This window comes from Pseudomonas sp. FG36 (assembly GCF_057809275.1).
The window spans coordinates 1-24208 of the sequence record NZ_JBMDJQ010000029.1; the positions used below are offsets into that span (position 1 = coordinate 1).

The 24208-nt window shown below is 65.8% G+C and carries 21 protein-coding genes and 1 other RNA gene; 10 read left to right on the forward strand and 12 right to left on the reverse strand.

All coding sequences use genetic code 11. From position 1 onward, the window contains the following. The 6 genes from smc to ACODS9_RS19995 form a co-directional block, all read left to right on the forward strand. Positions 1-2766: chromosome segregation protein SMC (gene smc / locus ACODS9_RS19970; protein WP_489094571.1), on the forward strand; the 2766-nt coding region annotated here is incomplete at its 5' end. A gap of 361 nt (positions 2767-3127) precedes the next feature. After that, the gene (zipA, locus tag ACODS9_RS19975; RefSeq protein ID WP_046856479.1) at positions 3128-4018 is read left to right on the forward strand and encodes a cell division protein ZipA; all 891 of its coding nucleotides are present in this window, start codon (positions 3128-3130) and stop codon (positions 4016-4018) included. Between the two features lie 100 nt (positions 4019-4118). Then, the gene (gene ligA, locus ACODS9_RS19980) at positions 4119-6461 is read left to right on the forward strand and encodes an NAD-dependent DNA ligase LigA (protein ID WP_489094572.1); all 2343 of its coding nucleotides are present in this window, start codon (positions 4119-4121) and stop codon (positions 6459-6461) included. A gap of 188 nt (positions 6462-6649) precedes the next feature. Beyond that, positions 6650-6746, forward strand: an RNA gene (gene ffs, locus ACODS9_RS19985) — signal recognition particle sRNA small type. Between the two features lie 163 nt (positions 6747-6909). Beyond that, a complete protein-coding gene (locus tag ACODS9_RS19990; protein WP_489094573.1) occupies positions 6910-7299 on the forward strand; it encodes a hypothetical protein in 390 nt (129 codons plus the stop codon). Positions 7300-7322: 23 nt separating this feature from the next. Next, the gene (locus tag ACODS9_RS19995) at positions 7323-9269 is read left to right on the forward strand and encodes a hypothetical protein (protein WP_489094590.1); all 1947 of its coding nucleotides are present in this window, start codon (positions 7323-7325) and stop codon (positions 9267-9269) included. Here ACODS9_RS19995 and ACODS9_RS20000 read toward each other — a convergent pair. Next, a complete protein-coding gene (locus tag ACODS9_RS20000; protein WP_489094574.1) occupies positions 9223-9657 on the reverse strand; it encodes a helix-turn-helix domain-containing protein in 435 nt (144 codons plus the stop codon). The genes ACODS9_RS19995 and ACODS9_RS20000 overlap by 47 nt on opposite strands. Before the next feature lie 84 nt (positions 9658-9741). Between ACODS9_RS20000 and ACODS9_RS20005 the strand changes: the two genes are divergently transcribed. After that, on the forward strand, positions 9742-10236 hold the full coding sequence (locus ACODS9_RS20005; protein WP_489094591.1) for a DUF2938 domain-containing protein: 495 nt from the start codon (positions 9742-9744) through the stop codon (positions 10234-10236). Here ACODS9_RS20005 and ACODS9_RS20010 read toward each other — a convergent pair. Further along, complete coding sequence (locus tag ACODS9_RS20010) at positions 10197-11006, reverse strand: substrate-binding periplasmic protein (protein WP_489094575.1); 810 nt, start codon at positions 11004-11006, stop codon at positions 10197-10199. The two genes, ACODS9_RS20005 and ACODS9_RS20010, sit on opposite strands and share 40 nt — an antisense overlap. 131 nt (positions 11007-11137) lie before the next feature. Between ACODS9_RS20010 and dnaX the strand changes: the two genes are divergently transcribed. The 3 genes from dnaX (at position 11138) to recR (ending at position 14283) form a co-directional block, all read left to right on the forward strand. After that, the gene (gene dnaX, locus ACODS9_RS20015; RefSeq protein WP_489094576.1) at positions 11138-13192 is read left to right on the forward strand and encodes a DNA polymerase III subunit gamma/tau; all 2055 of its coding nucleotides are present in this window, start codon (positions 11138-11140) and stop codon (positions 13190-13192) included. Positions 13193-13256: 64 nt separating this feature from the next. After that, complete coding sequence (locus ACODS9_RS20020; RefSeq protein WP_023632783.1) at positions 13257-13592, forward strand: YbaB/EbfC family nucleoid-associated protein; 336 nt, start codon at positions 13257-13259, stop codon at positions 13590-13592. An 88-nt stretch (positions 13593-13680) separates the two neighbouring features. Next, positions 13681-14283, forward strand: coding sequence for a recombination mediator RecR (gene recR, locus ACODS9_RS20025; RefSeq protein ID WP_023632784.1), 603 nt, complete (start codon positions 13681-13683; stop codon positions 14281-14283). Between the two features lie 61 nt (positions 14284-14344). On the opposite strand, the gene ACODS9_RS20030 is transcribed toward recR, so the two are convergent. The 10 genes from ACODS9_RS20030 to ACODS9_RS20075 form a co-directional block, all read right to left on the reverse strand. Further along, positions 14345-14893 (reverse strand): adenine phosphoribosyltransferase, encoded by a 549-nt coding sequence (locus tag ACODS9_RS20030; protein WP_038705708.1) that lies wholly within the window; start codon positions 14891-14893, stop codon positions 14345-14347. 53 nt (positions 14894-14946) lie between these two features. Further along, positions 14947-15681, reverse strand: a complete 735-nt coding sequence (fnrA, locus tag ACODS9_RS20035) for a Crp/Fnr family transcriptional regulator FnrA (RefSeq protein ID WP_023630845.1) — start codon at positions 15679-15681, stop codon at positions 14947-14949. 187 nt (positions 15682-15868) lie between these two features. Next, positions 15869-17251 carry an oxygen-independent coproporphyrinogen III oxidase gene (gene hemN / locus ACODS9_RS20040; RefSeq protein WP_367856639.1) on the reverse strand — a complete coding sequence of 461 codons (1383 nt, stop codon included), beginning with the start codon at positions 17249-17251 and terminating at the stop codon, positions 15869-15871. 101 nt (positions 17252-17352) lie between these two features. Then, the gene (locus tag ACODS9_RS20045; protein WP_489094577.1) at positions 17353-18036 is read right to left on the reverse strand and encodes a sulfite exporter TauE/SafE family protein; all 684 of its coding nucleotides are present in this window, start codon (positions 18034-18036) and stop codon (positions 17353-17355) included. Further along, positions 18029-18241, reverse strand: a complete 213-nt coding sequence (gene ccoS / locus ACODS9_RS20050) for a cbb3-type cytochrome oxidase assembly protein CcoS (protein ID WP_046856470.1) — start codon at positions 18239-18241, stop codon at positions 18029-18031. Before ccoS ends, ACODS9_RS20045 begins: the two co-directional genes overlap by 8 nt. After that, entirely contained in the window at positions 18223-20694 is a 2472-nt protein-coding gene (locus tag ACODS9_RS20055; protein ID WP_489094578.1) for a heavy metal translocating P-type ATPase, read from the reverse strand. Before ACODS9_RS20055 ends, ccoS begins: the two co-directional genes overlap by 19 nt. Before the next feature lie 106 nt (positions 20695-20800). Further along, the gene (locus ACODS9_RS20060) at positions 20801-21328 is read right to left on the reverse strand and encodes a FixH family protein (protein ID WP_102684959.1); all 528 of its coding nucleotides are present in this window, start codon (positions 21326-21328) and stop codon (positions 20801-20803) included. 15 nt (positions 21329-21343) lie between these two features. Continuing rightward, positions 21344-22759, reverse strand: a complete 1416-nt coding sequence (ccoG, locus tag ACODS9_RS20065; protein ID WP_046856467.1) for a cytochrome c oxidase accessory protein CcoG — start codon at positions 22757-22759, stop codon at positions 21344-21346. 280 nt (positions 22760-23039) lie between these two features. After that, on the reverse strand, positions 23040-24017 hold the full coding sequence (gene ccoP / locus ACODS9_RS20070) for a cytochrome-c oxidase, cbb3-type subunit III (protein ID WP_367856636.1): 978 nt from the start codon (positions 24015-24017) through the stop codon (positions 23040-23042). Further along, the gene (locus ACODS9_RS20075; RefSeq protein WP_031315534.1) at positions 24014-24205 is read right to left on the reverse strand and encodes a CcoQ/FixQ family Cbb3-type cytochrome c oxidase assembly chaperone; all 192 of its coding nucleotides are present in this window, start codon (positions 24203-24205) and stop codon (positions 24014-24016) included. Before ACODS9_RS20075 ends, ccoP begins: the two co-directional genes overlap by 4 nt. Between the last annotated feature and the right edge of the window lie 3 nt (positions 24206-24208).

The window sequence follows — 24208 nt, forward strand, 5'->3', positions numbered from 1 at the left end:
GATCGGGTGCGCCAGCGCGAGACGGTGATCGGCGACCAGGAGGTCGCCTTCGAGGCGCTGGTGGCCGAACAGCGCAACGCCGACGCCAGCATCGAGCGACTGCGCGACGGTCACCATGAGTTGTCCGAACGCTTCAACCAGGTGCAGGGCCGCTTCTATTCGGTGGCCGGTGATATCGCTCGCGTCGAGCAGAGCATCCAGCATGGCCAGCAGCGTCTGCGCCAGTTGCAGGACGACCTCAAGGAAGCCGAACGCAGCCGCCTGGAAACCGAATCGCACCTGGGGCACGACCGCACCTTGCTGGCGACCCTCGGCGAAGAGTTGGCGATGCTCGAACCGGAGCAGGAGCTGACCCTGGCCGCGGCCGAGGAAGCCGCCGCGACCCTGGAGGAAGCTGAGCTTGGCATGCACGGCTGGCAGGAGCAGTGGGACGGCTTCAACACCCGCTCCGCCGAGCCGCGCCGTCAGGCCGAGGTGCAGCAGGCGCGCCTGGCGCAGCTCGAATCCAGCCTGGAGCGCCTGGCCGAGCGCCAGCGCAAGCTGGGCGAGGAGGGCGAGCAGCTAGGTGGTGATACCCAGGACACCGAGACGTCCGATCTGGGCGAGCAAGTGGCCAGCAGCGAGTTGCTGCTCGAAGAGCTGCACCTGCAAGAGCAGCAGGTGGTCGAGCGCCTGGAAGGGTTGCGCGAACAATTGCAGCAGACCAGCCAGGCGCAACAGCAACAGCAGGGTGATCTGCAGCGCCTGGGTGGGCGCCTGGCCTCGCTGGAGGCCTTGCAGCAGGCTGCGCTGGAGCCCGGTGTGGGTGCCGCCGACTGGCTGCGCGCCCAGGGCCTGGAGCAGCGCCCGCGCCTGGCCGAGGGGCTGCGGGTCGAGCCCGGCTGGGAGCTGGCGGTGGAAACGGTGCTTGGCGCCGACCTGCAGGCAGTGCTGCTGGACGACTTCGCCGGCCTGGACTTTGCCGCGCTGGAGCAGGGCGATCTGCGCCTGCTGCTGGCTGGTGGCGAGGGTTCGCGCGTTGCCGGCAGCCTGCTCGACAAGGTCGAGGGGCGGGCCGATCTGTCGGCCTGGCTGGGGCAGGTCACGCCGGTTGAAACGCTGGAGCAGGCGTTGGCGCAGCGAGCGTCGCTGGCTGCTGGGCAAAGCCTGGTCAGCCGCGACGGATACTGGGTCGGGCGGCATTTCCTGCGGGTCAGCCGTGGTGGTGAGGCCCAGGGCGGCGTGTTGGCCAGGGGCCAGGAAATCGAACGCCTGGCCCAGGAGCAACTGGAGCAGGAGGCGTCGCTCGAACAGCTTGACGAGCAACTGCAGCGCCTGCGTGAACAACAGCTCGACCTGGAGGAACAGCGCGAGCAGTTGCGCCGTCGCAGCCAGGACGAGAGCCGCCAGCACGGTGAGCTCAAGGCGCGCCTGTCCGCTGGCCGGGCCCGCGCCGAACAGCTCGAACTGCGCCGCCGACGCTTGCACGAAGAACTGGCCGAGCTCCAGGAACAGCGCGCCCTGGAGCATGAGCAGCTGGGCGAGGCACGCCTGCTGTTGCAGGAATCCCTCGACCTGATGGCCCAGGACACCGAGCAGCGCGAGCAACTGATGGCGCGCCGCGACACCCTGCGCGAAGGCCTCGACCGGGTCCGCCAGGAGGCCCGCCAGCACAAGGACCATGCCCATCAACTGGCCGTGCGTCTGGGCTCGTTGCGTGCCCAGCACGACTCGACCCGCCAGGCGCTCGAGCGCCTGGAGCAGCAGGCCGCGCGCCTGAACGAGCGTCAGGAGCAACTGAGCCTGAATCTCGAGGAGGGCGAGGCGCCGCTCGAGGAGTTGCGCCTGAAACTCGAGGAACTGCTCGAGCGCCGCATGAGTGTCGACGAAGAAATGCGCCAGGCGCGGCTGCACATGGACGAGGCGGACCGCGAACTGCGCGATGCCGAGCGCCGCCGCACCCAGGCCGAGCAGCAGGCCCAGTTGCTGCGCGGCCAGCTGGAGCAGCAGCGCCTGGAGTCCCAGGGGCTGGACGTGCGGCGCAAGACCTTGCAGGAGCAGTTGCTCGCCGACGGCTACGATCTGCAGGGCGTGCTCGCCACGCTCGAGGCCGAGGCCAGCGAGCAGGGGACCGAGCAGGCACTGGAGCAAGTCGAGGCGCGGATCCAGCGCCTGGGCGCGATCAACCTGGCGGCCATCGCAGAGTACGAGCAGCAATCCGAGCGCAAGCGCTACCTGGATGCCCAGGACGCCGACCTGGTCGAGGCACTGGAGACCCTGGAAAACGTCATCCGCAAGATCGACAAGGAAACCCGCAACCGCTTCAAGGATACCTTTGATCAGATAAATGCCGGATTACAGGCACTTTTCCCAAAAGTTTTCGGTGGCGGCAGCGCTTATCTGGAACTGACGGGCGAAGATCTACTCGATACAGGGGTGACGATCATGGCGCGCCCGCCGGGCAAGAAGAACAGCACCATCCATCTGCTGTCCGGCGGCGAGAAGGCACTGACGGCCCTGGCCCTGGTGTTCGCCATCTTCAAGCTGAATCCGGCGCCGTTCTGCATGCTCGACGAGGTCGACGCGCCTTTGGACGATGCCAACGTCGGGCGCTATGCGCGCCTGGTCAAGGAAATGAGCGAAACCGTGCAATTCATCTACATCACCCACAACAAGATCGCCATGGAAATGGCCGACCAGCTGATGGGGGTGACCATGCACGAGCCGGGTTGTTCACGTCTTGTAGCAGTTGATGTGGAAGAGGCTATGGCCATGGTCGATGCCTAGGGTCTGTTCGAAATGTGTCTGCGCGAAGGCCAGACAAGGCGAAACGGGGGGAGGAACGGCCGGGGTCGCGCCCGACTGTACTGGAGTACATGAGCATTCCGAGCCCCGTTTCAACGCAGTATGGGCGAGTGCAGATACATTTCGGACAGAGCCTAAGGGGTAAAGAAAGGGTGTGAACGTGTAGGCAAAAGCCTCAGCAGACGCGACAGACGGTGTAAAGTTGCCTTTGGTCGTGCTAGCTTAATGTCACTTGTTTTTTGCGTGGGTAAAACGCCTGTCAGAACATAGAGTTGGCGCCACGTGTTAAAGGCCTTTGAAGCCTTTGTTTTCAAGCATATTTTTTATAGAGGCACGGGATTACATGGAAATCGGTCTGCGCGAGTGGCTGATCGTCATCGGCATCATTGTCATCGCCGGTATTCTTTTCGACGGCTGGCGCCGCATGCGCGGCGGCAAGGGCAAGTTGAAGTTCCGTCTGGACCGTAGCTACGCCAACGCCCCGGACGACGACAGCGGCGGCGCCGAGGTGCTCGGCCCTTCGCGTGTGCTGGAAACCCATAAAGAGCCCGAGCTGGATGAGAGCGACCTGCCATCGGTCAGCGCCCCGGTGCGGGAGCGCGAACGCGAGCGTGAAGCCAAACCGGCCAAGGCCAAGCGCGGCAAGCGCAACAACAGCGAGCAGCAACAGGGCGACCTGAAGCTGGCCGCCGAGCCGCGTGAGCCGGACCTGTTCGATACTGGCGACGACGACTTCGCCGCCGACAACACCCGCAACAGCGGTTTTACTGCCGCGTCCACGCCGGCCAAAGAGCTGCCGCCGGCCGAAGAAGTGCTGGTGATCAGTGTCATCTCCCGCGACGAAGGCGGTTTCAAGGGCCCGGCGCTGCTGCAGAACATCCTGGAAAGCGGCCTGCGCTTCGGCGAGATGGACATCTTCCATCGCCACGAGAGCATGGCCGGCCACGGCGAAGTGCTGTTCTCCATGGCCAATGCGGTCAAACCCGGCGTGTTCGATCTGGACGACATCGACCATTTCAGCACCCGTGCGGTGAGCTTCTTCCTCGGCCTGCCAGGCCCGCGTCACCCCAAGCAGGCCTTCGACGTGATGGTCGCCGCCGCCCGCAAGCTGGCCCACGAGCTCAATGGCGAACTCAAGGATGACCAGCGCAGCGTGCTGACCGCCCAGACCATCGAGCACTACCGCCAGCGCATCGTCGAGTTCGAGCGCCGCGCCCTGACGCAGAAACGCTGATACACCCGAGCGGGCGGACCCTGCCTCGGTCCGCGCCGCGATGATTGAAACGAAAGAGCAGCCAGGGGCTGCTCTTTTGCTTTGCAAGAGAAGACCAGAAATGAACGCCGAATCCCGAATCCACGAACTGCGCGCCGAACTCGACCAGCACAACTACCGCTACTACGTGCTCGATGAACCCAGCGTGCCCGATGCCGAATACGACCGCCTGTTCAATGAGCTCAAGGCTCTGGAAACCGAGCACCCGCACCTGGTGACACCGGATTCGCCGACCCAGCGCGTCGGCGGCGCGGCGCTGGCGGCCTTCAGCCAGGTGCGTCACGAGATACCGATGCTCAGCCTGGGCAACGCCTTCGAGGAAGACGACCTGCGCGACTTCGGTCGCCGCGTGGTCGAAGGCCTGGACCTGCCGGGCGGCGATCAGGCGGCCGTGGACTACAGCTGCGAGCCCAAGCTCGATGGCCTGGCGGTGAGCCTGCTGTACCGCGACGGCCAGCTGGTGCAGGGCGCCACCCGCGGCGATGGCACTACCGGTGAGGACATCAGCGCCAACGTGCGCACCGTGCGCAACATCCCGCTCAAGCTGCAGGGCGAGGGCTGGCCGGCGGTGCTGGAAGTACGCGGCGAGGTGTACATGAGCAAGGCCGGATTCGACCGGCTCAATGCGGTCCAGGCCGAGGCCGGCGGCAAGACCTTCGCCAATCCGCGCAACGCCGCCGCCGGCAGCTTGCGCCAACTGGACTCGAAGATCACCGCCGGCCGCCCGCTGGAATTCTGCTGCTATGGCGTCGGCCAGGTGTCCGAGCCGTTTGGCGACAGCCATATCGGTATCCTGGAGAAACTCAAGACCTGGGGGCTGCCGATCAGTCGCGAGCTCAGGCACGCCGCCGGTATCGACGAGTGCCTGGCCTATTACCGGGACATCGGTGCGCGCCGCAACAGCCTGCCTTACGAGATCGATGGAGTGGTGTTCAAGGTCAATGCCCTGGCCTCCCAGCGTGAGCTGGGTTTCCGTGCCCGTGAGCCGCGCTGGGCGATCGCCCACAAGTTCCCGGCCATGGAAGAGCTCACCGAGGTGCTTGATGTCGAGTTCCAGGTCGGGCGAACTGGCGCGGTGACTCCAGTGGCCCGTCTCAAGCCGGTCAAGGTGGCCGGTGTGACCGTCTCCAACGCCACCCTGCACAACATGGACGAGATCGCGCGCCTGGGCCTGCGCATTGGTGACACGGTGATCATCCGCCGTGCCGGCGACGTGATCCCGCAGGTCATGCAGGTGGTGCTTGAGCGCCGCCCGGAGGGCGCTCGCGCGGTGCAGGTGCCGAGCCAATGCCCGGTGTGCGGCTCGCAGGTCGAGCGCACCCAGCTGGTCAAGCGCAGCAAGGGCAAGGAAACCACCAGCGAAGGCGCGGTGTACCGCTGCGTGGGGCGCCTGAGCTGCGCCGCCCAGCTCAAGCAGGCGATCATCCATTATGTGTCGCGTCGGGCCATGGACATCGATGGCCTGGGCGAAAAGAGCGTCGAGCAACTGGTCGATGAAAACCTGATCCGCTCGCCGGCCGATCTCTACAAGCTGGAATTCGAGCAAGTGGTCGCCCTTGAAGGCTTTGCCGAGGTCTCCAGCCGCAAGCTGCTCGAAGCCATCGAGGCCAGCAAGCGCCCGAGTCTGGCGCGTTTCATCTACGCCCTTGGCATCCCCGATGTCGGCGAGGAGACCGCCAAGGTCCTGGCCCGCTCCCTGGGCAGCCTGGCGCGGGTGCAGGTGGCGCTGCCACAGGTGCTGACCTACCTGCCGGACATCGGCCTGGAGGTCGCCTACGAGATCCATAACTTCTTCGAGGACGAGCACAACCGTGCGGTGATCGAGCAACTGCTGGACAGCGGTATGCAACTGCAGGATGAAGGTGAGCTGGGCGCCGAGTTCGCCGCCAGCACCACCCTCGCCGGGATGCTCGCCAAGCTCGATATCCCGTCGGTCGGCCCGACCGGTGCCGAGAAGCTGGTAGACAAGCTGGGCACCCTGGACAAGATCATCGCCGCCGATGGCATCGACTTGCGCCAGGCCCTGAACACCAAGGCCGCCGACGGGGTGCGCGAGTTCTTCAAGGTCGAGGCCAACCAGCAGTTGGCCCGCGCCATCGAAGCCCAGTTGCTGGACTTCGGCATGCACTGGTCGTGCGAGAAGAAATCCGCCGAGGGTTTGCCGCTGGCCGGCCAGACCTGGGTGCTGACCGGTACCCTGGAGCGCATGAGCCGCGATATCGCCAAGGAAAAGCTGGAAAGCCTGGGGGCCAAGGTGGCGGGCTCCGTGTCCGGCAAGACCCATTGCGTGGTGGCCGGGCCCGGCGCGGGCTCGAAGCTTGCCAAGGCCAGCGAGCTGGGCGTGTCGGTGATGGACGAGGATGCCTTCGTGGCCTTCCTTGGGGAGCGCGGAATCGACGTCTGAGGCCGGTGGCCTTATCGCGGGACAAGCCCGCTCCCACGGGTGATCGCACGTGGGGGCGGGTTCGCCTCGCGATGGATTTGCCACAAGTCCTTGAGAAATGATGGTTTTTTCACGATCAAAGGTTGTAACTTCGCCCTGGCGTTGTACAATGGCGCGGCTCGTCAGCTGGCGAGCCGTCGTGGTGGCCCCATCGGTCCCCCCGCATTGATTACCCGTTAACCTGGTCAGGCCCGGAAGGGAGCAGCCATAGCGGGAACATCGAGTGCCGGGGTGTGGCTGGTGGGGCCGCCTCCATTTTGGGCGCAGGGTTTTTCCGGCGTACCTGTCAGGCGTCGCACATCAGACGCGTTTCTTTACACCCTCGCACTGTTTTCCGCCTGCACGATCCCGCGCAGCGCCTTATCATGCATCCCATCGTGTCGGCCCATTCGGCCAGGAGATAGCGACCGTGGAACATGTCGACGACCTCACCCGCCAGAAGATCCGCGAGTGGCAAATGCGCCGCCTGGAAATCAAGGACCAGATGGCCGCCAGTCCCGAGCGCGTGCTGGAGTTGTCCCAGGTGCTCGACCAGATGGAAGAAGAGCACGAGCGCATTCTCGAGGAAGCGGCTGCGCCAGTGGCGGTGAAGGCGGACGCGGTGGCCTTGGAGCTGCAGGTGTCGGCGCGCTCGGTGCGTGACTTGCGCAAGCTGCTGGAGCTGGCCCTGCATGAGCTCGATGGCGTGCTCGACGCACCGCAGGCGGGTGTCAGCCATCCCGGCGACATGGCCGGGTCGTTGGGTGCCTACCGCTTCGATCTGGTGATGGGGCAGGCCGCTGAATCCGACAAACCTTGAGTGATCCCCGGACCCGTACCGACATGCAGCCCGAGCACTTCGACTTTTCCCATCCGGTGTACCTGCCGGTCACCGCAGAGGTTTGCCAGGCCTTGCTGGCCGACGGCGCGCTGGCGCTCGACACCCTGGGCGAACCGGAGCTGGCGGCAGTGCTGGTGATCCAGAACCTGGCCCAGGCACAGGGTCAGGTCGATGCGCGGGCGGCGGAAAAGGTGCTGGGTAAGCTGTTGGCGTGGGCGGTCGATGGCGCGCACTCGCCTGGCGTGGGGTTGTTGTCCGAGGCCCGTAGGCTGTTCGATGCGCGCAAGCTCTATTTCGGCCTTGAGGTAATCAAGGCTTCGAAGCTGCGTCTGCTCGACGCGGAGCAGGTCCAGGCGCGGGAATACCTGCTGGCCGATGGCAAGTGGGATTTCGACTACCGCATTCGCCTGCATCACAGTGACAACCCGTTCAGCCAGCGGGTGACCACTGGCTTCGACAGCGAGCGCTGGCTGACTGTCGAGCAGGACAAGCTGCTCAAGGTCATCCAGGCCAACCTCGACGAAGACATCCACGTGCAGGGCTATGCCGGGATCGGCAAGAGCTACCTGCTTGGCGCGCTGATGGACTGCCTGCCCCGTGGCCGGGTGCTGGCCCTGGCACGCACGCCGGCCAAGCTCGGCACCTTGCGTCGACGCATGGGGCTGGATGAGCAGGCCAAGGTCGGCATGACCTTCGGCCAGTTCGCCCGAGCCCTGCTCAAGGATACCCGGTCAGTTTCCGCCCGGACGGCGCAGCGCGGCCCTGGCAAGCGCAGGCTGGCCGAGGAACTGGGGATCGTCGGCTTGCGCCAGTACGACGCCGAGCATGCCCTGGATATCTGCCTGGAAGTGCTGCGCAACTACTGCGATTCACGGGATTACAGCCTGTCGAATCGTCATCTGCCGTATTTTCGCCAAGCACTGTCCGGCGTCGATGCCCAGGTCCTGCTCGAGTACGCCAGCCGGCTATGGCGCTACCTGGAGGCGCAACCGGCCTGGGGCGCGCAGACCGGGTTCGAGGCGTTGCTGCTGCTCAAGCGAGCGAGCCTGGCTGGTTGCAGCGTGCCGGGGCGTTTCAGCCACGTGATCATCGACGAGAGCCAGGACGTGCCGGCCTCGCTGCTGCAAGTTATCGAACGAGGCCGCCAGGTGCTGATCACCCTGGGCGACGAGTACCAGAAGGCCTCCGGCGAGGTGGTCAGGCGCGAGCGTCAGGTGCGCCAGAAGGACATGGCCTTTGCCGTGCGTTGCGGGCCGAAGGTGGAACGCCTGATCAACCCGTTGATCGGGGTGCATTCGAAGAAGTCCAAGGTTGCCTTCGAGGCTGCGCGCCATGTCGATGTCGGCATCGAGCACTTCCCCGAAGGGTTCGTCCCGCCCGAGGGCTGCGTGGTGCTGACCGCCTCGCGCTGGGACACGATGCGCTGGGCCATGGAGTTGGCCGAGTCCAACTGCTTGTTGAATTTCCCCGATTGGCCGCAGATGCGCCGCTTCATGGCCACGGCGATCGGCCTGTTCAGGGCCGCGTTCTATGCGCCGGGGCAGGATGCCGAAGGGCCGCATCCGTACTTCGCGCACCTGCTCGACTGGCAGCAGGTGCGTGAGTCCGAACGTTTCGATGCCGCGTTCCTCTGGGTCGAGGCGCGCCTTGAGGCGGGTTTCAAGCTTGCGGACCTGACGCTGCTGGACGCGCGTATCGCCGCGCGGCCCGACAGCCTGACGCTGCTGATGGCCGAGGAGGCTGGCGGCCTGGAGTTCGATCAGGTGTTGCTGACACCGGAACTGATGACCACCGACCGCTTCAAGCACGCCTACGCCTTCGATGCGCGGATCTGCGCCGTGTACATCGCCCTGTCGCGGGCGCGTCGGCAGCTGTACCTGCCGTATGACGTGGAGGAGTGGATCAACTACCACAAGGGCCAGCCGTTCCGCGAGTTGCACGGCTACTGAGACCTCCACGCCTGCCCTGATTAGCCGACACCTGCATCAGCCGCTGAAAGGTCGGGCATTGCAGATGGCTCTCTTCGGGGCACTGCGCCGCATGCCGCAACCCCTTGCTCATCGCCTGCAGCCGTTTGATCCGGCGGTCGATCTCGTCGGCCTTGGCCAGCAGCAACTCGCGGTCGACCCGTTGCTCGTCAAGCATGGCGGCTACTTCGTCCAGCGAAAAGCCAGCCGCCTGTCCCAGCGCGATCAGCGCCAGGCGCTCGGGGGTGTCTGGCGGGAACTGGCGGCGCTGCCCGTGGCTGGCCAGTGATCTGAGCAACCCCTTGTTCGCGTAGTAACGCAATGTCGACGCCGGCACTCCGGTGCGTCTGGCGACATCGGCAATGTCCATCGCGGCTCCCTTGACTTGAAGTTGACTTCAACTTGCATGCTGCTCGGCATCGACCTCTCCGTCAATCTGCCAAGGGCTTTCGTCATGACCGTTTCTTCTCTCGCATTTTCCATTTTGCTTGTCGGCATCGGCGCCACCCTGGTCATGGACCTGTGGACCTTGCTGCTCAGGCGCCTGGGTGTCACCACCCTGAACTACGCGATGGTCGGGCGCTGGGCGGGCCACCTGTTCGCGGGGCGCTGGCGGCATGCGGCGATTGGCAAGGCTGCGCCGGTCAGGGGGGAACTGGCGTGGGGCTGGTTGCTTCACTACGCCACGGGGCTGGTGTTTGCGGCGCTGCTGGTGGCTATTGCAGGGGAGGGGTGGTTGCAAGGGCCGACACTGTGGCCAGCCTTGCTGTTCGGGGTGGTCTCGGTGCTCGTGCCGTTGTGCGTGGTGCAGCCTGCATTGGGGGCAGGGTACTTCGCGACGAACACACCCGCGCCCTTGAAGAGCTGCCTGCGCAGCCTGGCGACGCACTGCGTGTTCGGTTTGGGCCTCTACCTGGCGGCACTGGGTGTCGCGGCTGCGGGTACTTGAGGGCTGTCGTCACCTGCGAACGGACGGGGCTCGGTATAACGCTCGACGATCCGCTGCATTTCCCCGGACTGCTTGATCCGCACCAACGCCCTGAGCACCGCCTGGGTCGGCAGTGCGGGGTCGTTGCGCACCATGCAGCCCAGCGCCTGTTCTTCAAGCACGGCCAGGGGTTGCAGGTGTTGAGCCGGCGGCAGGGAGCGGTTGTACCACTGCAGCGACAGCTGGTTGCTCACGGCATGGCGCAAGCGCCCGACCTGGAGTTTCTGCAGGACCAGCAACTGATTGCGGCTATCTTCGCGCTGCAGGCGGGCCTGGCTGAACAGCGGCTCGAGCGTGGGGTAGGTGTAGCCGAGCACGGTGCCGATGGCCTGGGGTGGCAGTGCGTCCGGGCTGACGGGGCCGCTGTCGCCGGGGCGGCCGACCAGCAGGTCGCGCTGCTCGATGAGCGGGATGCTCCAGAGATAGTCGCCGGGCCGATCGGTCAACCATTGCGTGGACACGTAGCAGCGTACGTCGATTTCGCCGGCCTGCATCGCCTCCTGCAGGCGCAGGCGCGCCAGCACATGGTACTGGGGGCGGGCATCGACCTCCCGGGCGATGGCCTGCATCAGCTCCAGCAGGATGCCTTCCGCTGGCTGCTGGTCCTCGATGCGCATCAGCGGCATGCTCCAGCTTTCGGCGATGGAGAAGCGCAACACCGGCGGTTGCGCCAGGCCGTGGGTGGCCCACAGCAATACCCACAACAACAGGATGGCCAGGACTCGCCGCACGCCTCATCCTCCCTGATCCGTCGTCCGTGTGCCCGTCACTGAGCTTAGACGAGATCGGCAGGGTGCAATTTCGGCCCCGCTCCGCTAGCATTAGCGCTCTTTCCGCCCGCTCCGGTCACGATGGTTTTTTGATGAGTTATCAGGTTCTTGCACGTAAATGGCGTCCGCGCTCGTTCCGCGAAATGGTCGGCCAGACCCATGTGCTCAAGGCTTTGATCAACGCCCTGGACAACCAGCGCCTGCACCATGCCTACCTGTTCACCGGGACCCGGGGCGTGGGCAAGACCACCATTGCGCGGATCATCGCCAAGTGCCTGAACTGCGAGACCGGCATCACCTCGACGCCGTGCGGTACCTGTTCGGTGTGCCGGGAGATCGACGAGGGCCGTTTCGTCGACCTGATCGAGATCGACGCCGCCAGCCGCACCAAGGTCGAGGACACCCGCGAGCTGCTCGACAACGTGCAGTACGCGCCGAGCCGCGGGCGCTTCAAGGTCTACCTGATCGACGAAGTGCACATGCTCTCCACCCACTCGTTCAACGCCCTGTTGAAGACGCTGGAAGAGCCGCCGCCCTACGTCAAGTTCATCCTCGCCACCACCGACCCGCAGAAACTGCCGGCAACCATCCTGTCGCGCTGCCTGCAGTTCTCGCTGAAGAACATGAGCCCGGAGCGCGTGGTCGAGCACTTGACCCACGTGCTGGGCGCCGAGAACGTGCCGTTCGAGGAGGATGCCCTGTGGCTGCTCGGCCGCGCCGCCGACGGCTCCATGCGCGACGCCATGAGCCTGACCGACCAGGCCATCGCCTTTGGCGAGGGGCGGGTGCTGGCCGCCGACGTGCGGGCGATGCTCGGCACTCTCGACCACGGCCAGGTGTATGGCGTGCTCCAGGCCCTGCTCGAAGGCGATGCCCGGGCGCTGCTGGCCGCGGTGCGTGACCTGGCCGAGCAAGGCCCGGACTGGAGCGGCGTGCTGTCGGAAATGCTCAATGTGCTGCACCGCGTCGCCATCGCCCAGGCCCTTCCGGAAGCGGTGGACAACGGCCAGGGCGACCGTGACCGCGTGCTGGCGTTGGCCCAGTCCCTGCCGGCCGAAGACGTGCAGTTCTACTACCAGATGGGCTTGATCGGCCGCCGTGACCTGCCATTGGCGCCGGACCCTCGCGGCGGTTTCGAGATGGTCCTGCTGCGGATGCTGGCGTTCCGCCCGGCCGATAGCGACGACGCACCGAGGCCGGTACTAAAGCCGACGGGGATCAGCCAGGCCACAGCTGATCCGGCCCAACCGGTGGCAGCGGCGGCTGTGGCCGTGGCGCCGTCCGTTGCCGCCAGCCCTGTCGCTGAAGCGGTCGCGCCGGAGCCCGTGGCTGAGCCACCCGTACAGCCCGAGCCGCCAGTCGTCGAAGTGCCGGTCGTTGCCGAGGTTGTCGAGGCTCCGCAATCGGAACCAGAGCCCGAGCCTGAGCCGCAGCCCGTCGAGGAGGTCATCGACCTGCCGTGGGAGGAGCCCGTTGCCGCGCCAGCGCCGGTTGCGCCCGAGCCTGCACCTGCGGTCCAAGCCTCCAACCCGCAGCCGGACTACGACGAGCCGCCGTTCGATCCGTCGGCCTATAGCCCGGCGGGCATGGAGCGCGACGACGAGCCGCCGGCGGACGAGGACTACTACGCGCCCGACAGCGACCCGGTCGGCTTCAGCTACCTGGACGAGCTGGCCGAGCACGTGCAGGAGGAGGCGCCTGCCCAGGCGCCGGAGCCACTGCCGGCGGCCATGCCCGCGACCGGCCTGGCCCTGCAATGGCTGGAATTATTCCCACAGTTGCCTGTCTCCGGTATGACAGGCAACATCGCCGCAAACTGCACGCTGATCGCCGCCGAGGGTGATGACTGGCTGTTGCACCTGGACCCGGGGCAGGGCGCGCTGTTCAACTCGACGCAGCAGCGCAGGCTGAACGATGCGCTGAACCAGCAACTGGGCCGCGAGATCCGCCTGAAGATCGAGCTGATCCGCCCCGAGCAGGAAACCCCGGCCCAGGCCGCCTCGCGCAAGCGCGCCGAGCGCCAGCATGACGCCGTGGTGTCGATCGAACAGGACCCGCTCATCCAGCAGATGATCCGGCAGTTCGGCGCGACGGTCAGGCAGGATACTATTGAGCCTGTAGACGCCCTGGCCAGCCAGGGCCAATGAACGGATAACCATGCGGCCGGCCTGTGCTGGGCCGCATCACATGACCCAATCGAGGTATACCCCCATGATGAAAGGTGGCATGGCCGGCCTGATGAAGCAGGCCCAGCAGATGCAGGAAAAGATGCAGAAGATGCAGGAAGAGCTGGCCAATGCGGAAGTCACCGGCCAGTCCGGTGGCGGCCTGGTCAGTGTGGTGATGACCGGTCGCCACGACGTCAAGCGCGTCAGCATCGACCAGAGCCTGATGTCGACCGACGCTGACGACAAGGAAGTGCTCGAGGACCTGATCGCCGCCGCGCTGAACGACGCCGTGCGCAAGATCGAGCAGAGCAGCCAGGAAAAGATGGGTGGCATGACCGCTGGCATGCAGCTGCCGCCTGGTTTCAAGATGCCGTTCTGATCGGCTTCTCGCTTCAAATGGGGAGCAACGGCCCGACGGTCGTTGCTCCCTTGTTCATTCTGTTTCCTGAATTGGCAGGCCTGCACACATGAGTTTCAGCCCCCTGATCCGCCAACTGATCGACGCCCTGCGCATCCTGCCCGGCGTCGGTCAGAAAACCGCCCAACGCATGGCCCTGCAACTGCTCGAACGCGACCGCAGTGGCGGCACGCGCCTGGCCCAGGCCCTGAGCCAGGCCATGGAAGGCGTCGGTCATTGCCGCCAGTGCCGGACCTTGACCGAGCAGGAACTGTGCCCGCAGTGCGCCGATCCACGCCGTGACGACACGCAACTGTGCGTGGTCGAGGGGCCGGTGGATGTGTACGCAGTGGAGCAGACCGGCTATCGCGGTCGCTACTTCGTGCTCAAGGGGCATCTCTCGCCGCTGGACGGGCTGGGGCCGGATGCCATCGGCATTCCTCAGCTGATGGCGCGGATCGAGGAGCAGGGCACCTTCAGTGAGGTGATCCTGGCCACCAACCCCACGGTGGAAGGGGAGGCGACGGCGCACTACATTGCCCAGCTGCTGGCCGAGAAAGGCCTGACTGCCACGCGCATCGCCCATGGCGTGCCGTTGGGTGGCGAGCTGGAATTGGTGGATGGCGGGACGCTGGCCCATGCATTTGCCGGGCGCAGGCCGATCACGTTGTAAACCTGTAAACGCATCGCGGGGCCAGTCGCATCGGCGCACCGCGATCGTTTTGAAGGCGAACTCAGTATTCGCTAAGGGAAAACTCGGTCAGGCAGAAGGTCGGCACGCCCGCCGCCTGCAGGCGACGCGAGCCTTCCAGCTCCGGCAGGTCGATGATCGCCGCTGCCTCGAAGACCTGGGCGCCGGTGCGGCGCACCAGGTTCGCCGCGGCCAGCAGGGTGCCGCCGGTGGCAATCAGGTCATCGAAGATCAATACCGAGTCGCCATCGCAGAGACTGTCGGCATGCACTTCCAGGAAGGCCTCGCCGTATTCGGTCTGATAGCCCTCGGACAGCACGTCGGCCGGCAGCTTGCCCTGCTTGCGGAACAGGATCAGCGGCTTGTTCAGCTGGTGGGCGATGATCGAGCCGATCAGGAAGCCTCGCGCGTCCATGGCGCCGATATGGCTGAACTCGGCCTCGACATAGCGCTCGATGAACTGGTCGGCGACATAGCGCAGCCCGCGCGGCGACTGGAACAGCGGGGTGATGTCGCGGAAGATCACGCCCGGCTTGGGAAAGTCCACTACCGGGCGGATCAGGGCTTTGAGGTCGAAGGTGTCGCTGTGCATGGGGCGGGTATCCTGGAAAAACTCGGCGTCAGTATACCCTGTTAGCGCGGCGATCAGACCTCGAGTGCACCACCGGCCAGCGCGCACAACTGGATCGGGTCGAGAATGTGCACTTCCTTGCCCTCGGCCTTGAGCAGGCCGTTCTGCTGGAAGCGGGTGAACACGCGCGACACGGTTTCCACCGCCAGGCCCAGGTAGTTGCCGATCTCGTTGCGCGACATGCTCAGGCGGAACTGGTTGGCCGAGTAACCACGGGCGCGGAAGCGCGCCGACAGGTTGACCAGGAAGGTGGCGATGCGCTCGTCGGCGGTCTTCTTCGACAACAGCAGCATCATCTGCTGGTCGTCGCGGATCTCGCGGCTCATCACCCGCATCAGCTGGCGGCGCAGCTGCGGCAGCTGTACCGAGAGTTCATCGAGGCGCTCGAAGGGGATCTCGCACACCGAGGTGGTTTCCTGGGCCTGGGCCGATACCGGGTAGGCCTCGGTGTCCATGCCGGACAGGCCGACCAGCTCGCTGGGCAGGTGGAAGCCGGTGATCTGCTCCTCGCCGCTGTCGCTGAGGCTGAACGTCTTGAGGGCGCCGGAACGTACTGCGTAGACCGAGCCGAAATTGTCACCCTGGCGGAACAGGAATTCGCCCTTCTTCAGCGGGCGGCCGCGTTTGACGATTTCGTCCAGTGCATCCATGTCCTCCAAATTCAGGGACAGGGGCAGGCACAGGGGGGCCAGGCTGCAATCCTTGCAGTGGGCCTGGTTGTGTGGGCGCAGTTTTACTGGCTCGGACATTTCTTTCGATCCTTGTGGGAAAGCACACATAAGCCGTAAGGATAACCCGCGGCATGGGCTGTAGGCCAGTGTGCGCATTTTTGGTGCACGCTAGCAGCGGTGTGGAAGGTGTGTCCCGACACCGTTCAACTGTCCATAGTGTGCCTCGAAAGGCGCGCTGTCCATGCGGTGAAACGCCTCAATCGCCTCAGATCACCCGCGAGAAACGCTGGCGATTCTGCTGCGCGAGGTAAGCGTCGAACACCATGCACACCGAGCGCGCCAGCAGGCGGCCGGCCGGCAGGATGCGGATGCCCTTGGCGTCCAGGCTGATCAGGCCGTCGCGTTGCATGGCCTGCAGTTGCGGCCACTGCTCCTTGAAGTAGCCGCGAAAATCGATGGTGAAGGCCTGTTCGATCGCTTCGAAATCCAGTTCGAAGTGGCAGATCAATTGCTGGATCACCGCCCGACGCAGGCGATCGTCCTGGTTGCACATCAGGCCGCGCTGGGTCGCCAGCTGCGCGGTGGAGAGGGTGTCCTGGTAAGTGTTGAGGTCGCTGCTGTTCTGGCAGTAGAGGTCGCCGATCTGGCTGATCGCCGACACGCCCAGGCCGATCAGGTCGCAGTGGCCGTGGGTGGTGTAGCCCTGGAAGTTGCGTTGCAGGGTGCCTTCTTCCTGGGCGATGGCCAGCTCGTCGTCGGGCAGGGCGAAGTGGTCCATGCCGATGTAGCGGTAGCCGGCGGCGGTCAGTTGGTCGATGGTGGCGTGCAGCATCTCCAGCTTCGCCGCTGGGGCCGGCAGGTCGCTGCTGTCGATGCGCCGCTGGGGCATGAAGCGTTCGGGCAGGTGCGCGTAGTTGAAAACCGACAGACGGTCGGGCTGCAGGCGGATCACTTCTTCGACGGTGCGGGCGAAACCTTCCGGTGTCTGCTTGGGCAGGCCGTAGATCAGGTCCAGGTTGATCGAGCGGAACTGCAGGGTGCGCGCCGCTTCGATCAGCGTGCGGGTCTGCTCCAGGCTCTGCAGGCGGTTGACCGCGCGCTGCACGGCGGGGTCCAGATCCTGCACGCCGAGGCTGACACGGTTGAAGCCCAGCTCGCGCAGCAGGCCCATGGTCGACCAGTCGGCCTCGCGGGGGTCGATTTCGATGCCGTAGTCGCCGGAGTCGTCGTCGAGCAGGTGGAAATGCTGGCGCAGGGTGGCCATCAGCTGGCGCAGTTCCACATGGCTGAGGAAGGTCGGCGTGCCGCCACCGAAATGCAGCTGCTCGACGACTTGCTTGGGGTCGAGGTGGCAGGCGATCAGCTGGATTTCCTGCTCCAGGCGTTGCAGGTAGGGCGCGGCGCGACCGCGGTCCTTGGTGATGACCTTGTTGCAGGCGCAGTAGTAGCAGATGTTGGCGCAGAACGGCACGTGCACGTACAGCGACAGTGGGCGGGCGGCGCGGCGGCTCTCGCGCAGGGCGTGGAGCAGGTCGAACGAGCCCACTTCGCCGTGCAGTTGCACAGCGGTCGGATAGGAGGTGTAGCGTGGTCCGGCCAGATCGTAACGACGAATCAGGTCGGCGTCCCAGTGTAGGTCGTCGAGCATGTGGGTAGTCCCCGGATAGAGCTGCAGTGTCCGGAGTCTAGGGGCGCTTGTAAGAAGTCGTGTTGATTTGTATCAGGAGATCTGGTGGTCGCAGCAGCCTCTCAATGCCCCATGAGCCAGTGCTGGTGAGGCCCGGGCAGGGTCCACAGGCCAAAGAGGATCACCAGCACGCCACCGGCCATGCGTACCCCGCGATTGCGCAACAGGGCACCGACGCGCTCCGCAGCGAGCCCCGTGGCCAGCAGCACCGGCCAGGTACCCAGGCCGAACGCCAGCATCAGCGCCGCGCTGTGCAGTGCATTGCCCTGGCTCGCCGCCCACAGCAGGGTGCTGTACACCAGGCCGCACGGCAACCAGCCCCACAAGGCGCCCAGCAGCAAGGCCCGGGGCAGGCTGGACACCGGCAGCAAGCGCGTGGCCAGCGGCTGCACATGGCGCCAAAGTCCGCGCCCGAGTGCCTCGATACGGGTCAGTCCGCTCCACCAGCCGGCCAGGTACAGGCCCATGGCGATCAGCAGCAACGCGGCCGCGACCCGCAAGCCGGTCGCCAGCGGGCTGCTGGCCAGGGCCACGCCAGCCAGGCCCAGCAGCAAGCCGGCGGCGGCATAGCTGAGGATACGCCCGAGGTTGTAGGCCAGCAGCAGGCGCAGGCGCCGGCTGCGCTGCTCGGGGGGGATGGCCAGGGTCAGCGCGCCCATCAGGCCGCCGCACATGCCCAGGCAATGGCCGCCACCGAGCAGGCCCAGGACCAGCGCCGAGCCCAGCAGGGGGATCAGTTCAGGCACGCGGGGTCGTGTCCTGGTCTTTGGGCTTTTCGCCCTCAGGCTTCACGGCCGCCTGATGGCAAGGGTCCTGGTCATCGAACAGGATGCTGTGGGCCGGGCCTTCCAGATCGTCGTACTGGCCGCTGTCCACTGCCCAGAAGAAGATGTACACGGCGACACCGACCAGCAGCAGGGCGGCAGGGATCATCACGTAGAGGGCGGGCATAGCGGTTTCCTTTCGAGCGACGCGGGCTCGCGCCCGGGCGGCGTCACGCCGCTGGGCAGCCGGGTCAGGCGCAGGGCGTTGAGCACCACGATCAGCGAGCTGACCGACATGCCGATCGCCGCCCACACCGGGGTGATCCAGCCGAGCGCGGCGAACGGCAGCATGAGGCCATTGTACAGCGTCGCCCAAAGCAGGTTCTCGATAATGTTGCGGCGGGTCCGGCGGGCCAGGTCGAAGGCCTGCACCAGCGCCTGCAGGCGGTTGGACAGCAGCACCGCGTCGGCGCAGGTCTTGGCCAGGTCCGTGGCGCTGCCCATGGCGATGCTGATGTCGGCGGCAGCCAGCACCGGTACATCGTTGACGCCGTCGCCAAGCATCAGCACCTTGCGCCCTTCACCCTGTAGCGTTTTCAGGCGGGCGAGCTTGTCGTCCGGACGCAGGCCGCCGACGGCCTGGTCGATGCCCAGTTGCGCGGCCACCTGCGCGACCATCGGCGAACTGTCGCCGGACAGCAGCAGCGTGTTCCAGCCGCGTGCCTTGCAGGCCGTCACCAGGTCCTGGGCGTCGTCGCGCAGGCGGTCATCCAGGCCGAACCAGGCCAGTGGCCCTTGCCGGTCCCCGAGCAGCAGCCATTGTCCGTGCGGCTCCGGCACGGTGGGTACCTCGGCGCCGCTGAGTGCGCAGACGAAGGTGGCCTGGCCGATACGCAGGCGCTGGCTTGCCAGCATGCCTTCCAGGCCCAGCCCCGGCACGGCAGTGACGGTTTCCGCCGCCTGCGCGGCGCGACCGAAGGCACGGGCAATGGGGTGTTCGGAGCGGTTCTCCAGCGCCGCCGCCAGCGCCAGGCAATGGTCTGCGTCCAGTCGGCCCAGCGGGCGGATGCTACGCAGGGCCAGGCGGCCTTCGGTGAGGGTGCCGGTCTTGTCGAAGATCACCGTGTCGATCTGGTTGAGGCCTTCGAGCACATGCCCGCGGGTCACCAGCAGGCCGAGCTTGTGCAGGCTGCCGGTGGCGGCGGTGAGGGCGGTGGGGGTGGCCAGCGACAGGGCGCAGGGGCAGGTGGCGACCAGCATGGCCAGGACGATCCAGAACGCTCGGGGCGCATCGAGCTGCCACCAGACGACACCGATCACCGCGGCGGCGACCAGGGTGAACAGCAGGAACCATTGCGAGGCGCGGTCGGCGATCTCCGCCAGGCGCGGTTTCTCCGACTGGGCGCGCTCCAGCAGGCGGACGATGGCCGACAGGCGCGAATCCTGGCCCAGGGCCTGGACCTCGACCGTCAGCGTGCTTTCGACGTTGAGGGTGCCACCGGTCACCCGGTCGCCGACGCGGCGTGCCAGGGGCAGGTATTCACCGGTCAGCAGTGATTCGTCGACGCTGGAGCGACCGTCGACGATGAGCCCGTCGGCCGGGATGACGGCCCCAGGCAGCACCTGCACGCGGTCGCCGCACTGCAGTTCGCCGAGCAGGATGCGCTCGCCCTGGCCGTTGGTGTCCAGGCGCAGGCACGACGCTGGCAGCAGGTTGACCAGCTGCGCTGTGGCTGCCGCGGTGCGTTCGCGGGCGCGGCGCTCCAGGTACCGGCCGGTGAGCAGGAACAGGGCGAACATGCCCACGGTGTCGAAATACAGCTCGCCATGGCCGGTGATGGCGGTCCAGATCCCGGCACAGTAGGCCAGGGCGATGGCCAGCGACACCGACAGATCCATGGTCAGGTGACGGGTGCGCAGGTCGCGGGCCGCGCCCTTGAAGAACGGTGCGCAGCTGTAGAACACGATGGGCGTGGTGAGGAACAGCGCGACCCAGCGCAGGATGGTGTGCAGCTCGGGCGACAGGTCGATGTTGAATTCCGGCCAGGTGGCCATGGTCGCCATCATCGCCTGGAACCACAGCAGCCCGGCCACGCCCAGGCGGCGCAGCGCGCTGCGATTCTCCCGGGCCAGCTGTTCGGCGGCCTGGTCGGGCTGGTAGGGGTGGGCGGCATAGCCGATGCGGCGCAGCCCGGCCAGCAACTGCGACAGTGGCAGTTGCAGGTCGTCCCAGTTGACCAGCAGGCGATGGTTGGACAGGTTCAGCCGGGCATCGGCGACGCCGGGCAGGGTGCGCAGGTGCTTTTCGATCAGCCAGCCACAGGCGGCGCAACTGATGCCCTCGACCAGCAGGGTGGCCTCGGCCAGTTGGCCCTCATGGCGCACGAACGTTTGCTGCACGTCGCTGCGGTCGTACAGGGCCAGCTCGTCCTGGAGTTGACGGGGCAGGGCCTCGGGGTTGGCGCTGGTGTCGCTGCGGTGCTGGTAGTAGTGCTCCAGGCCCCCGGCGACGATGGACTCTGCCACTGCCTGGCAGCCGGGGCAGCAGAATGCCCGGGGCTCGCCAAGCACCACGGCGGTGAAGCGGCTGCCGGCGGGGACGGGCAGGGCGCAGTGGTAGCAGGGGGTGGGTTGGCTCATCGACATCTCTTCTTGCTGCAGCGGGTTCGTGGCAGCGGGCTTGCCCCGCGATGGGCCTGGAATGCTGGTTTTCAGGCCCGCCCCCACGAGGTGTGGTGTGTCGCTATTACTGGTGCTCGGCCCCTTGAATGGCTTCATCCCCCAGCTGCAAGGTCACCCCATGCTCGACCTTCTCCTCCTCGAACAACCGCCACACATGGTCGTCCTGGCTGCCGAGCAGCTCGACGAAGCGCCGGCCGTCGACCTTGTCGTCCAGCTGGCCGACATAGCGGCCTGGCTCGGTGCGTGCCAGCTGCACCTTGCGGTCCTTGGCCGGCTGGGTCGGCGAGATCAGGTTCAGCTCCAGCGCCTGCGGGTCGCTGTTGCCGGTCAGGCGCACTTCGACTTCGCCGGTCAGCTCGTCCAGGTGCACGCTGGCCTTGAGGTTGAGGGTCTGGGCCAGCAGCTCGCGGTCCAACGAGCGGTTGATGCCCTTGCCGGCCTCGTAGTAGTTGTCGTTGACCAGGTTGTCCGGGTTGCGCACGGCGATGCTGACCATGGTCAGGCTCAGGCACACCGAGGTGGCCAGGATGCCGATGATGATCCAGGGCCAGAGGTGCTTGTACCAGGGGCTGGCGGCGGTGGCGGCAGGCATTGTCTAGGTTCTCTCTCAGCGGATCTGTGGGCCGATGAAGCGGCTCTTGGCTTCAACCTGGCTGGCGCTGTCGTCGGCGTCCTTGAGGATGAAGGTAATTTCGTTGGTGGTCGAGGGCAGCTGTTCCGGTGCGACCGACAACTGCACAGGCAGGTTGACGATATCCCCGGCGGCTACGCGGATTTCGCGCTGGCCTTCGAGCTTGAGGTCGGGTAGGCCGGCGGCGTCGAGCACGTAGACGTGGTCGCGCTGGTCCTTGTTCATCACCTTGAGGCTGTAGACGTTCTCGATACGTCCTTGCGCGTTCTCGCGGTACAGCACGCGGTCCTTGGCCACGTCGAAGCCCACCAGCGAACGGGTGGCGAAGGCGGTGACCAGGGCGCCGATCATCACCAGCAGCACCAGGGCATAGCCGATCAGGCGCGGGCGCAGCATGTGGGTCTTCTGCCCGGACAGGTTGTGCTCGGTGGTGTAGCTGATAAGGCCCTTGGGGTAGTTCATCTTGTCCATGATGCTGTCGCAGGCGTCGATGCAGGCGGCGCAGCCGATGCACTCGATCTGCAGGCCGTCACGGATGTCGATGCCGGTGGGGCAGACCTGCACGCACATGGTGCAATCGATGCAGTCGCCCAGGCCCTTGGCCTTGTAGTCGATGTCCTTCTTGCGCGGGCCGCGTGTTTCACCGCGGCGCGGGTCGTAGGAAACGATCAGGGTGTCCTTGTCGAACATCACGCTCTGGAAGCGCGCGTACGGGCACATGTAGATGCACACCTGCTCGCGCAGCCAGCCGGCGTTGCCGTAGGTGGCCAGGGTGAAGAAGCCGACCCAGAAGTAGGCCCAGCCGTCGGCCTGGCCGGTAAAGAACTCGATGGCCAGTTCGCGGATCGGCGCGAAGTAGCCGACGAAGGTCATGCCGGTGACGAAGCCGATCAGCAGCCACAGGCTGTGCTTGGCCAGCTTGCGCAGGAACTTGTTGGCGCTCATGGGTGCCTTGTCGAGCTTCATGCGCTGGTTGCGGTCGCCTTCGGTGACTTTCTCGCACCACATGAAAACCCAGGTCCACACGCTCTGCGGGCAGGTGTAGCCGCACCAGACCCGACCGGCGTACACGGTGATGAAGAACAGGCCGAAGGCGGCGACGATGAGGATGCCCGAGAGCAGGATGAAGTCCTGGGGCCAGATGGTGGCGCCGAAGATGTAGAACTTGCGCTCGGGCAGGTTCCACCACACGGCCTGGTGACCGCCCCAGTTCAGCCAGACGGTGCCGAAATACAGCAGGAACAACACCGCGCCACCGACCATCCGCAGCCTGCGGAAAATGCCGGTGAAGGCGCGGGTGTAGATTTTTTCGCGCGAGGCGTAGAGGTCGACGGAATCCTTCCCTTTGCTGGCAGGCGGGGTGACGTCATGTACCGGAATTTGCTTGCTCATCATCAAGTCCCACGGCAGTGGAGAAATGCCGCGGCCAGTGCGTGCCGGCCGCAGTCTCGCGCGTTCTGCTAGCGCTCTGCGGCCCATGATACGCCTGTGCTGGCGCATGCGGGGCGCACTGCGACACTTAGTCGCGTTGGGTTCGTGGTGTGAATCGTGTTATGGCGGGTGTCAATTGATTCAGGTCAGCTTGTGCTGAGTTTGCGGGCCTCATCGCGGATGAATCCGCTCCTACAGGGGCGCGTAGGAGCGGATTCATCCGCGAGGGGCCGGGCCTGTCTTACTCGGTTGCGGCCGGTTCCGCCTGATGCGACAGGCTGTACACGTACGCCGCCAGCAGGTGAACCTTGTCGTTGCCTTGCATTTGCGCCTGGGCTGGCATCTGGCCCTGGCGACCATAGCGGATGGTCTGTTGCAACTGGGCGAAGCTCGAACCGTAGATGAACGCCTGCGGGTGGGTCAGGTTGGGCGCGCCCATCGCCGGGGTGCCCTTGCCTTCGGGGCCGTGGCAGGCCACGCAGTTGGTGGCGAAGATTTCCTTGCCCTTGGCCGGGTCGGCCTTGGCGTCCTCGGGCAGCTTGCGGCCGTCGAGGTTGGTCAGCACGAAGGCCGCCACATCGGCCACGCCCTGTTCGCCGATCACCGTGGCCCAGCCTGGCATCACGCCATGGCGACCGTTCATGATGGTGGTCTTGATGGTCTCCGGCTCACCGCCCCAGCGCCAGTCGTTGTCGGTCAGGTTGGGGAAGCCGTAGGCGCCGCGGGCATCGGAGCCGTGGCACACCGAGCAGTTGGAGGCGAACAGGCGCGCGCCCATCTTCAGTGCCTGCGGGTCCTTGGCCACTTCCTCCACCGGCATGGCGGCGAACCTGGCGAAGATCGGCCCGAAGCGGGCGTCGGCCTTGGCCATTTCCTTTTCCCATTCGTGCACGCCGGTCCAGCCGGCCTGGCCGTTGGAAAACTCTGTCTTCTTTTCGTTGTCGACGTATGCGTAGCCCGGCAGGATGCCTTTCCAGTTACCCAGGCCCGGGTAGAGCACCAGGTAACCGAGGGCGAAGACGACGGTGCCGACGAACAGCCAGAACCACCATTTCGGCAGTGGGTTGTCGTACTCCTCGATGCCGTCGAAGGCGTGGCCGACGACTTCGTCGGTGATCTCCTCGCGCTGGCCCCGGCGGGTCGACAGCAGCAGCCAGGTCAAGGCGAAGATGGTGCCCAGGGTCAGGACGGTGACGTACAGACTCCAGAAGGTTGTCATTGTTTTTTGCTCCTAGAAGCTTGTGCTTGCTCGACGTGACGGGTGGCTTCGGGGTCGTCCGCGAACGGCAATTGCGTTGCCTCGTCGAATTCCCGCTTGCGCCGCGGGCTGAACACCCACAGCGCAAGGCCCACGAAGGCCACCAGCACCACGACGGTGCCCAGGCCGCGAATCATCCCGATATCCATCAC

Bases quoted from the DNA above. Each gene is read 5' to 3' on its own strand.
- zipA (WP_046856479.1), top strand. From the start codon at position 3,128: ATGGAAATCGGTCTGCGCGAGTGGCTGATCGTCATCGGCATCATTGTC.
- ligA (WP_489094572.1), top strand. From the start codon at position 4,119: ATGAACGCCGAATCCCGAATCCACGAACTGCGCGCCGAACTCGACCAG.
- ACODS9_RS19995 (WP_489094590.1), top strand. From the start codon at position 7,323: ATGCAGCCCGAGCACTTCGACTTTTCCCATCCGGTGTACCTGCCGGTC.
- ACODS9_RS20000 (WP_489094574.1), bottom strand. From the start codon at position 9,657: ATGGACATTGCCGATGTCGCCAGACGCACCGGAGTGCCGGCGTCGACA.
- ACODS9_RS20005 (WP_489094591.1), top strand. From the start codon at position 9,742: ATGACCGTTTCTTCTCTCGCATTTTCCATTTTGCTTGTCGGCATCGGC.
- dnaX (WP_489094576.1), top strand. From the start codon at position 11,138: ATGAGTTATCAGGTTCTTGCACGTAAATGGCGTCCGCGCTCGTTCCGC.
- ACODS9_RS20020 (WP_023632783.1), top strand. From the start codon at position 13,257: ATGATGAAAGGTGGCATGGCCGGCCTGATGAAGCAGGCCCAGCAGATG.
- recR (WP_023632784.1), top strand. From the start codon at position 13,681: ATGAGTTTCAGCCCCCTGATCCGCCAACTGATCGACGCCCTGCGCATC.
- ACODS9_RS20030 (WP_038705708.1), bottom strand. From the start codon at position 14,893: ATGCACAGCGACACCTTCGACCTCAAAGCCCTGATCCGCCCGGTAGTG.
- fnrA (WP_023630845.1), bottom strand. From the start codon at position 15,681: ATGTCCGAGCCAGTAAAACTGCGCCCACACAACCAGGCCCACTGCAAG.
- hemN (WP_367856639.1), bottom strand. From the start codon at position 17,251: ATGCTCGACGACCTACACTGGGACGCCGACCTGATTCGTCGTTACGAT.
- ccoS (WP_046856470.1), bottom strand. From the start codon at position 18,241: ATGCCCGCCCTCTACGTGATGATCCCTGCCGCCCTGCTGCTGGTCGGT.
- ACODS9_RS20055 (WP_489094578.1), bottom strand. From the start codon at position 20,694: ATGAGCCAACCCACCCCCTGCTACCACTGCGCCCTGCCCGTCCCCGCC.
- ACODS9_RS20060 (WP_102684959.1), bottom strand. From the start codon at position 21,328: ATGCCTGCCGCCACCGCCGCCAGCCCCTGGTACAAGCACCTCTGGCCC.
- ccoG (WP_046856467.1), bottom strand. From the start codon at position 22,759: ATGAGCAAGCAAATTCCGGTACATGACGTCACCCCGCCTGCCAGCAAA.
- ccoP (WP_367856636.1), bottom strand. From the start codon at position 24,017: ATGACAACCTTCTGGAGTCTGTACGTCACCGTCCTGACCCTGGGCACC.
- ACODS9_RS20075 (WP_031315534.1), bottom strand. From the start codon at position 24,205: ATGGATATCGGGATGATTCGCGGCCTGGGCACCGTCGTGGTGCTGGTG.